This is a genomic window from Methylobacterium symbioticum (genome assembly GCF_902141845.1).
Classification (GTDB): domain Bacteria; phylum Pseudomonadota; class Alphaproteobacteria; order Rhizobiales; family Beijerinckiaceae; genus Methylobacterium; species Methylobacterium symbioticum.
In genome coordinates this window covers 1-7,496 of record NZ_CABFPH010000169.1, presented here as the reverse complement: position 1 = coordinate 7,496, position 7,496 = coordinate 1, and the positions used below count along the sequence as shown (strand labels likewise).

Below are 7,496 nucleotides of genomic sequence, written 5' to 3'. Positions count from 1 at the left end.
AAGACCCCCGCTTCACCGTGTCAACCCCGCCTCCCGAACCCGCCGAACCGCCACCGAAGCGGCAAAACCAGCGGGCCAGACCCAGAGCCCACACCCTTCAACCGACGCAATAACAGGCAACCCGGTTACCGACCGGATCAGCCCGCTAGAACTTTCAGAAGAAGCGTCAGCGCCCGGGCCACTCATTCGCGGCCGGCGCCGATGAGGGGTGTATATGGGGCTCTTCGGGCCGCGTCAACAGCCATCTTCGCGGTGCGCGAGAAAAAGGCCCTCGCCGGCCCTGGCGCCCCCGCCCCTGCCCTCTACGGGCCTCCCCGGGACGGAGAGCGGAGCCTGACCGATGCGCCTCCCCGGCTCCCGAGGTCCGGATGTCCCCGCGATCCCTGGAGGCCTCCGTCGCGGCTCGGCCGATGCCTCGCACCTCAGGATGCGGTCAGCAGATCGGATGCGCCGGCCGTACGGGCTCTCAGATCAGAGATCGACCTCGAGGCGCATGCCGTCATAGGCCGGCACCACGCCGGCCGGGAGGCGGGCCTTGAGGGTGGCGTAGTCGAGGTCGGTGTGCAGGTTGGTCAGCACCGCCCGGCGCGGCCGCACCCGGGCGATCAGGGCGAGCGCGTCCGAGACCGCGTAATGGGTCGGGTGGGGCGTCTCGCGCAGGGCGTCGATGATCAGGAGGTCGAGGCCGTGCAGCCGCGCCTCCACCGGCTCGGGGATCAGGCTGACATCGGGCATGTAGGCGGCCGGGCCGAAGCGGAAGCCGAGGGCCGCCTCGTTGCCGTGCTCGACGGGGAGCGCCTCGGCGCTGAGCACGCCCCCCTCCCCCGGCACCCGCGTCTCGCCGGTCTCGGCGAGCGCGTGCAGGTCGAGGATCGGCGGGTAGGCGCTGCCGGGCGGCGTCTCGAAGCAGTAGCCGAACCGGGCGGTGAGCAGCGCCCGCGTGACCGCGTCGGCATAGGTCGGGATGCGGGCGCGCATCTGGATGACCAGGGGCCGCAGGTCGTCGATGCCGTGGGTGTGGTCGGCATGGGCATGGGTGAACAGCACCGCGTCGAGGCGGGCGACCTTGGCATCGATGAGCTGCTCGCGCAGGTCGGGCGAGGTGTCGACCAGGACGCGGGTGACCCTCGCCCCCTCCCCCCGCTCCACCAGGAGCGAGCAGCGGCGGCGGCGGTTGCGCGGCTCGGCCGGGTCGCAGGCGCCCCAGCCGTAGCCGACGCGGGGCACGCCGCCGGACGAGCCGCAACCGAGGATGCGCAGGGTCAGCGTCGCCATCCGGACCTCCCGCTCCGGTCGTATCCGAGGCGTGCGCCGCCTGTCACGCCTCTTGACCCGCCCCGTGATCCGCCGCGCGCGCCTTCGCGAACAGGCGGAAGAAGTTCTCGGTGGTGCGGCGGGCGAAATCCGCCGGCTCCAGGCCGAGGGTCTCGGCCAGCGAGCGGGCGGTGTCGGCGGTGTAGGCCGGCTCGTTGGTGCGCCCGCGATAGGGCTCCGGCGCCAGGAAGGGCGCGTCGGTCTCGACCAGGATCCGGTCGAGGGGAACGGCCTTGGCGATGTCCCGGAGCGCGTGCGAGCGGCGGAAGGTGACGATGCCCGAGAAGGAGACGTACAGGCCGAGCTCCACCCCGGCCTCGGCGAGCCGCGCCCCCGAGGAGAAGCAGTGCAGCACCGCCCGGAAGGAGCGCCGCGCCATCTCGTCGGCGAGCACGCGCTCCATCTGCGCGTCCGCGTCGCGGGCATGGATGACGAGGGGCAGGTCCGCGAGCCGGGCCGCCTCGATATGGGCGCGCAGCACCCGCTCCTGCACGGCCTCCGGCGCCGCGTCGTCGTAGTGGTAGTCGAGCCCCGCCTCGCCGATGCCGACGCAGCGCGGATGGTCGGCCAAAGCGGCGATGGTCTCGGCCGCCACGTCCGGCTCCTCGGCCGCGCCGTGCGGGTGGGTGCCGACCGTGTACCAGACCTCAGGGTGCGCCTCGGCGATGGCCCGGTAGGTGTCGGCCTTGGCCACGCGGGTGGCGATGGTGAGCATGCGCCCGACGCCCGCGGCCTCGGCCCGGGCGATGACGCCGGGCAGGTCGGCGGCGAAGTCGGGGAAGTCGAGATGGCAGTGGCTGTCGATCAGCATCGGTCGCTATCGTGAACGGTGGATTGGGATTCCGGGATCCCAAAGGGCCCGAGGCCCTTTGGCGGGGTCCCGGGGCGGGCAGCCCCGGGTTTGGACCCTCCGGCCCAGCCTCGCTGGGTCGGAGGGTCCAAAATCCAGGGTTCCACCCTGCACCCGCGAAAGGTCTCGACCTTTCGAAACCATGACCTCCGCCGCTCACGCGGCCGGGGCTTCCGGCTTCTCGAAGCGCGGGAAGATCGGGGCGGGGGCGGGCAGCGCCGTGCCGGGGACGAGGCGGCCGCCCTCCCCCGCATCGGCGAGCCTGCGGCGCTCGCCGGCTACGCCGAGCAGGTCGAGGAGCTTGGCCGCCGCGCCCGGCACGAAGGGCTGGACCAGGATGCCGACGAGGCGCAGCGTCTCCAGCGTCACGTAGAGCACGGTGCTCATGCGCGCCGGATCGGTCTTGCGGAGCTTCCACGGCTCCTCGCCCGCGAAGTAGCGGTTGGCCTCGGCCACCACCGCCCAGATCTCGGCGAGCGCCGTGTGGGGCGCCGGCACGTCCATGGCGGCGCGCGCCTTGGCGGGCAGCGCCGCGGCGGCGTCGAGCAGCGCGCGGTCGGCGGCCGTGAAGGCGCCCGGCTCCGGCACGGCGGCCCCGCAATTCTTGGCCACCATCGAGAGCGAGCGCTGCGCGAGGTTGCCGAGATCGTTGGCGAGGTCGGCGTTGATGCGGTTGATGATGCCGTCGTGGCTGTAGTTGCCGTCGCCGCCGAAGGGCACCTCGCGCAGCACGAAGTAGCGCACCGGATCGACCCCGTAGGTCTCCACGAGGTCGAGCGGGTCGACCACGTTGCCGAGCGACTTCGACATCTTCTCGCCCTTGGAGAGCAGGAAGCCGTGGCCGAACACGCGCTTGGGCAGCGGCAGCCCGGCCGACATCAGGAAGGCCGGCCAGTAGACCGCGTGGAAGCGGACGATGTCCTTGCCGATGACGTGCAGGTCCATCGGCCAGAAGCGCCGGCGCGCGTCGGCTTCGTCGGGGAAGCCCGTGACGGTGAGGTAGTTCGTCAGCGCGTCGACCCAGACATACATGACGTGGCCCGGATGGCCCGGCACCGGCACGCCCCAGTCGAAGGTGGTGCGGCTGATCGAGAGGTCGTTGAGGCCGCCGCGCACGAAGCTCGCGACCTCGTTCATCCGGGTGTCCGGCCCCAGGAAATCGGGCTGCTCGGCATAGAGCGCCAGCAGGCGGTCCTGGTAGGCGGAGAGGCGGAACAGGAAGTTCTCCTCCTCCATCCACTCGACGGGCGTGTCGGTCTTGGCCGAGCGGCGGCTGCCGTCGGGGGTCAGCACCGTCTCGGCCTCGTCGTAATAGGCCTCGTCGCGCACCGAGTACCAGCCGGCATATTTGGCGAGGTAGATGTCGCCGTTGGCCTCCATGCGCCGCCACAGCGCCTGGGCCGCCGCGTAGTGCTCGGCCTCCGTGGTGCGGATGAAGCGGTCGTAGGCGCAGTCGAGCCGGTCGGCCATGGCCCGGAAGGGGGCGGCCGTGCCGTCCACATAGGCGCGGGGGCTGGTGCCGGCCCGGGTCGCCGCCTGCTGGATCTTCAGCCCGTGCTCGTCCGTGCCGGTGGAGAAGAGCACGTCGTAGCCGTCGAGGCGCTTGAAGCGGGCGATGGCGTCGGTGGCGATCACCTCGTAGGCGTGGCCGATATGCGGCGCGCCGTTCGGGTAGGAGATCGCCGTCGAGATGCCGAAAGTCTTGTCCGTCACGTCAGGTCCGTTCCCGGTGCGGGCGTGCTGCCCGGTCAGGTGCGGGCCGTGCCCGCGGAGGTAGCGCCCGCGAGGTCGGCGAACAGCGCGAGGACGACGGGGCGGCGGTCGAGATTGTAGATCGCGGCCTCCCGGGCGGCGCGGGCGAACTTGTCACACACCTCGACCAGGGCCGCAAGGCGGGCCGGCGGCTCGTGCCGGCGGGCCTGGAGCTCGGCCGAGACGACGCGCTGCACCGTCTCCTGCGCCGCCTCGAACAGGGGTTCGGCGTCGCGCCCCGCCAGCCGCTCGGCGAGCGCCAGCACGCGGGTCCAGTCCGGATGCGCGCGGCGGGCGAGCAGGGTCTCGGTCTCGGCCACGATCCCGGCCCGGACGGGATCGAGCATCGCCACGGCGCGGGCGACCGAGCCCTCGGCAAGCGCCGCGGCGCGGGCCAGCGCCTCCGCATCGGGCCGGGCGAAGGACTGAGGGAAGCCTGAGACCACCTCGGCCACCTCGGCCTCGGCGAGCGGGCGCAGGGACAGCATCCGGCAGCGCGAGCGGATGGTCGGCAGGAGCCGGCCGGGGGCGTGGGCGAGGATCAGGAACAGGGCCCGGGGCGGGGGCTCCTCCAGCATCTTCAGGAGGGCGTTGGCGCTGTTGGCGTTGAGGTCCTCGGCGCTGTCGACGATGCAGATGCGCCAGCCCTCGTTGCCCGCGGTGGAGCCGAACAGGTCGAGGGCGCGCCGCACCGCGTCGACCGGGATCCGGGTCGGCAGGGTCTTGGTGCCGGGCGCCCGGTGGCGGCGCAACGCCACGAGGTTGGGGTGCGAGAGCGCGGCGACCTTGCGGGCGACCGGGTGGTCCGGCGCGACCGCGGAGAAGCCCTCCGGGTCGGCGAGCAGGCGCCGCGCGACCCGGTAGGCCAGCGTCGCCTTGCCGATGCCCTGGGGGCCGGCGATCAGCCAGGCATGGTGCAGGCGCCCGGCCGCGTGGGCCGTCGCGAAGGCGGCCTCGGCCTGGGCATGGCCGACGAGGCGGTCGGTCTCGCGCGGGCGCGGCAGGCCCGCGAGGTCGCCGGCCTCGACGTCGTCGGGATCGCGTTCAGGCGGCATCGCTCGCCCCCTCCGGCAGCAGGTGCGGCAGGCGCTCCGTCACAGCCGCGCGGATCGCGGCGGCGACGGCGTCGGGGGCCTCGCCGGCATCGATCAGCACGCAGCGCTCGGGCTCGGCCTCGGCGATGGCGCGGAAGGCGGCGCGCAGGCGCCTGTGGAAGTCGAGCGCCTCGCCCTCGAAGCGGTCGGCCGCCCCGCTGCGGGCGCGGGCCCGGGCGAGGCCGGCCTCGGGATCGAGGTCGAGGATCAGGGTGAGGCCGGGCCGCGTCGCCCCGACGACCACGCGCTCCAGCGCCGCGACCGTGCCCGCCGCGATGCCGCCCGCGGCGCCCTGATAGGCCCGGGTCGAATCCATGAAGCGGTCGCAGAGCACGACCGCGCCGGCCGCGAGCGCCGGCCGGATCAGGCGGTCGAGGTGGTCGATGCGGGCGGCGGAGAACAGGAGCGCCTCGGCGAAGGGGCCGTAGGGCTTGGCGAGGCCGCCGAGCAGCGCGGCGCGGATCTCCTCGGCCCGCGGGGTGCCGCCGGGCTCGCGGGTGACGACCACCCGGTGCCGGGCGCGCAGGGTCTCGGCCAGCCGCTCGACCTGCGTCGACTTGCCGGCCCCCTCGCCCCCCTCGAAGGTGATGAACGCGCCTGAGGTCATCGCGGCGGCATCGGGCGTTCCCGCCCCAGCGTCAAGACGAGACGCGTCAGGACGGGTTGGCCGCCTTCTCGGCCGCCTTGTCGGTCGCCTTGCCCTTGCCCGAGGCCTTGTCGAAGGCGCGGCGGACGAGGTCGGTGCCGACCTCGAGGGCCGCGTCCATCGCCCGCTGCGACAGGGTGCCGGGGCCGACCGCCTCGCCCGCATAGACCGGCTGGTCGAGGGCGAGCACGTCGCCGCGCATCACGCGCAGGCGCCCGATCTCCTGGCCCTCCTCCACGGGCGCGGGCAGCGGGCCCTGGTAGACGACCCTGGCGGTGACGCGGTCCCCCGAGCCGCGCGGCAGCAGGAGCCGCACCGGCCGCTTGGCCACCACCGGCACCGAGCCCTTCTCGCCGCCGTAGACCGAGGCCTCGGCCACGGTCTCGCCGCTCGCGAAGACCTGCCGCGGCTCGAAGGCGCGGAAGCCCCACTCCATCAGCTTGCGGCTCTCGGAGGCGCGGTCGCGCGCCGTCTTCAGGCCCGAGAGCACGAGGATCAGGCGCTGGCCGTTCTGCACGGCCGAGGCGGTGAGCGCGTAGCCCGATTCCTCCAGGTAGCCGGTCTTGAGCCCGTCCGCGCCGATATCGAGGGTCAGGAGCGGGTTGCGGTTCTGCTGCTTGATCTTGTTCCAGGTGAACTCGCGCTCGGCGAAGATCTTGTACAGGTCCGGATAGGTCTCGATCAGGTGCAGCGCGAGCTTGGCCATGTCGCGCGCGGTGACCTTCTGGTCGGGCGCCGAGTAGCCGGTCGCGTTGCGGAAGGTCGAGCGCGTCAGCCCGATCTCGGCGGCGCGCCGGGTCATCATGCTGGCGAAGGCCGCCTCCGAGCCCGCCATGTTCTCGGCGATGGTGATCGCCGCGTCGTTGCCCGACTGCACGATGAGGCCGCGGATCAGGTCCGACATCTTGATGCGGCTGTTCACCTGGGCGAACATCGAGGAGCCGCCGCCCCCGGCCCCGCCGCGGCGCCACGCATCCTCGGTCACCGTGAACTCGGTATCCATGGAGAGGCGGCCGGATTTCAGCGCCTCGAACACGATGTCCGTGGTCATCAGCTTGGCCATGCTGGCCGGGGCGAAGGGCTCGTCGGCGGCCTTCTCGAACAGCACGGAGCCGGACTCGGCATCCATCAGGATCGCGTGGGGAGCGGCGGTCTGGAAGGACTGCGCGCGGACGGGCTGGGCGAGGGCCAGCGCGCAGGCGGCGGCCAGGAGAGTCCAGAGGGACGTGCGCATCGCCATCTCCCGCGCCGGCCGGGACCGCCCGGTCACCCGCCGCCGACGCCTGATCGGATAACAAGCGTGACCATAAAGCGGTTTCACCGCGGGATCGAACGGGAAAACGTCGCGGCTCTCGATCGGACCGGGATCCCTCTCGACACCCGGATCAGTAGATCCCGGCCAGGCGGTCGGTATGGCGGCCCGCGGGCTTGGCGCCGGGGCTGGCGGCGAGCTTCGTGGGCGCGGCCTTCTCCGGGGCCTTGCCGCCCTTGGCGTCACCCTTGACGTCTCCCTTGGGCGCGGGCCCGGCGGTCGCCGTGAGGCGGGCCATGGCGATCTTGGCGGAGGCCGGCATCGCCGCCGGGGCGGCCGCCTTGGCGAGATGGGTCGGGGCGGGCGCCCCCTTGAGCGGGGCGCCCTTGAGGGCGGCGGCCTGGACCGGCTTCGCCGCGGCCTGTGCCGCGGGCGGCGCGGCGGCGAACCGCACCGGTGCGGCGGAGGCCTTGCCGCCGGCCGGGTTGAGGCCGGCGACGTGCCCCGCGACCGGCGCGGCCCGGAAGGCGGCGGCGCGGGGCGCGGTCGGCTGGAGGGCCGGCGGCACCGCGACGGCGGCGCTCGCCA

Annotated in this window: 6 protein-coding genes and 1 pseudogene; all 7 read right to left on the bottom strand. The window is 73.5% G+C overall.

Annotated elements, in window-relative coordinates; translation table 11 throughout:
- Positions 1–471: 471 nt before the first annotated feature.
- The gene (locus MET9862_RS27715; protein ID WP_142586138.1) at positions 472–1,275 is read right to left on the bottom strand and encodes an MBL fold metallo-hydrolase; all 804 of its coding nucleotides are present in this window, start codon (positions 1,273–1,275) and stop codon (positions 472–474) included.
- 43 nt (positions 1,276–1,318) lie between these two features.
- Entirely contained in the window at positions 1,319–2,125 is an 807-nt protein-coding gene (locus MET9862_RS27710; protein ID WP_142586137.1) for a TatD family hydrolase, read from the bottom strand.
- 195 nt (positions 2,126–2,320) lie between these two features.
- A complete protein-coding gene (metG, locus tag MET9862_RS27705) occupies positions 2,321–3,877 on the bottom strand; it encodes a methionine--tRNA ligase (protein ID WP_142586136.1) in 1,557 nt (518 codons plus the stop codon).
- A gap of 35 nt (positions 3,878–3,912) precedes the next feature.
- A complete protein-coding gene (locus MET9862_RS27700) occupies positions 3,913–4,971 on the bottom strand; it encodes a DNA polymerase III subunit delta' (RefSeq protein ID WP_142586135.1) in 1,059 nt (352 codons plus the stop codon).
- On the bottom strand, positions 4,961–5,617 hold the full coding sequence (gene tmk / locus MET9862_RS27695; RefSeq protein ID WP_142586134.1) for a dTMP kinase: 657 nt from the start codon (positions 5,615–5,617) through the stop codon (positions 4,961–4,963). The genes MET9862_RS27700 and tmk overlap by 11 nt, the downstream gene beginning before the upstream one ends.
- Before the next feature lie 46 nt (positions 5,618–5,663).
- Positions 5,664–6,890 (bottom strand): D-alanyl-D-alanine carboxypeptidase family protein, encoded by a 1,227-nt coding sequence (locus MET9862_RS27690; protein ID WP_142586133.1) that lies wholly within the window; start codon positions 6,888–6,890, stop codon positions 5,664–5,666.
- Between the two features lie 151 nt (positions 6,891–7,041).
- Positions 7,042–7,496, bottom strand: a pseudogene (locus MET9862_RS27685) (septal ring lytic transglycosylase RlpA family protein); the annotation flags it as partial.

Excerpts from the sequence above, each read along its gene's own strand:
- MET9862_RS27715 (WP_142586138.1), bottom strand. The coding sequence starts at position 1,275 with ATGGCGACGCTGACCCTGCGCATCCTCGGTTGCGGCTCGTCCGGCGGC.
- MET9862_RS27710 (WP_142586137.1), bottom strand. The coding sequence starts at position 2,125 with ATGCTGATCGACAGCCACTGCCATCTCGACTTCCCCGACTTCGCCGCC.
- MET9862_RS27700 (WP_142586135.1), bottom strand. The coding sequence starts at position 4,971 with ATGCCGCCTGAACGCGATCCCGACGACGTCGAGGCCGGCGACCTCGCG.
- tmk (WP_142586134.1), bottom strand. The coding sequence starts at position 5,617 with ATGACCTCAGGCGCGTTCATCACCTTCGAGGGGGGCGAGGGGGCCGGC.
- MET9862_RS27690 (WP_142586133.1), bottom strand. The coding sequence starts at position 6,890 with ATGCGCACGTCCCTCTGGACTCTCCTGGCCGCCGCCTGCGCGCTGGCC.